This window comes from Weissella sp. DD23, assembly GCF_001579105.1.
GTDB lineage: Bacteria > Bacillota > Bacilli > Lactobacillales > Lactobacillaceae > Weissella > Weissella cibaria.
Map to the genome: position 1 here is coordinate 165,328 of NZ_KQ970394.1, position 1,604 is coordinate 166,931.

General features: G+C 45.4%; 1 protein-coding gene. It reads left to right on the forward strand.

Annotated elements, in window-relative coordinates:
* Positions 1-294: 294 nt before the first annotated feature.
* The coding region (locus WEIDD23_RS08195; protein WP_062358903.1) for a glucose-6-phosphate isomerase at positions 295-1,604 on the forward strand (1,310 nt) is incomplete at its 3' end.

Here is a 1,604-nt window from a genome sequence, read left to right on the forward strand (position 1 = left end):
ATTGTCTGATGCAATCCACCACCCAGAGTTTGGTGATATTGTTTTGCCAGCCGGTGAAAAGCGTTCATACACGACGACATACGCGTTTAAGAACTTGTAAGCTGAAAAGCGGGCATTGGTTTGACTGGTGCCCGCTTTTTGCTGGATTGGGGAGTAATTTGGTTGGGTAAGATGCCTAAACTTTTTTAAAACTAGCGTAAAAATCTAGATAACGTAATCGCTTTCAAGATTTTTTAGGAAGTGTTATAATTGGTCTATACCAAAAGCTATTAGGGGAAAACGAGGTAAGAATTTATGACGACGTTGACGTTTGACACATCAAAGTTGGCCGATTTTGTTGGTGAACAAGAATTAGGGATGATGCAACCATTGGTGACGGTTGCGGACCAAATGTTGCGCGATGGATCAGGGGCTGGCGCAGCTTATACAGATTGGCTACACTTGCCAACTGAGTACGACAAGGATGAATTTGCACGTATTCAGGCGGCAGCTAAGAAGATTCAATCTGACTCTAAGGTGTTGGTTGTCATCGGAATTGGAGGATCATACTTGGGTGCACGTGCAGCCATTGATTTCTTGAACGATTACTTCAATAACTACTACGGGGATGATGAGCGTGACTTCCCACAAGTGTTGTTTGCTGGAAACTCAATTGCACCAGCTTACTTGAACAGTTTGATTAAGGTCATTGGCGACCGTGACTTCTCAGTTAACGTGATTTCAAAGTCAGGAACAACGACTGAGCCAGCCATTGCCTTCCGTGTCTTTAAGCAAATGTTGGAAGAAAAGTATGGTGTTGAAGGTGCTCGTGAGCGTATTTACGCCACGACTGATGCTAAGCGTGGGGCTTTGAAGACGTTGGCTGATGCAGAAGGTTACGAAGAATTTGTTGTGCCTGATGGTGTTGGTGGTCGCTTCTCAGTTTTGACGGCTGTTGGTTTGTTGCCAATCGCTGCTGCTGGTGGTGATATCGAACAATTGATGGCTGGTGCCGCTGCCGGGGAAGCAGCTTACGCCGATGCTGATTTGACGAAGAACCCAGCATACCAATATGCTGCATACCGTAACATCTTGTACCGCAAGGGTTATACGACAGAATTGTTGATTAACTATGATCCAACTTTGGTTCAAATCGGTGAATGGTGGAAGCAATTGCAAGGTGAGTCAGAAGGTAAGGATGGCAAGGGCATCTTCCCAGCAACCGGAAACTTCTCAACAGACTTGCACTCATTTGGACAATACATCCAAGACGGTCGTCGCAACTTGTTTGAGACGTTGTTGCGCGTGACTGAACCAGTTTCAGACGTTGTGATTCCAGAAACAGACGCTGACGATGGTTTGGGTTATTTGCAAGGTGAGACCATGAGTTATGTGAACCGCACAGCTTCAGAAGGAACATTGTTGGCTCACGTTGACGGTGGCGTACCAAACATGATTGTTGAGCTTGATAAGCAAAACGAATTCGCTTTGGGACAAATGATTTACTTCTTTGAAGTTGCGGTAGCCATTTCTGGTTACTTGAACGGCATTAATCCATTTGACCAACCAGGTGTTGAAGCATACAAGCGCAACATGTTTGGTTTGTTGGGCAAGCCTGGCTACGA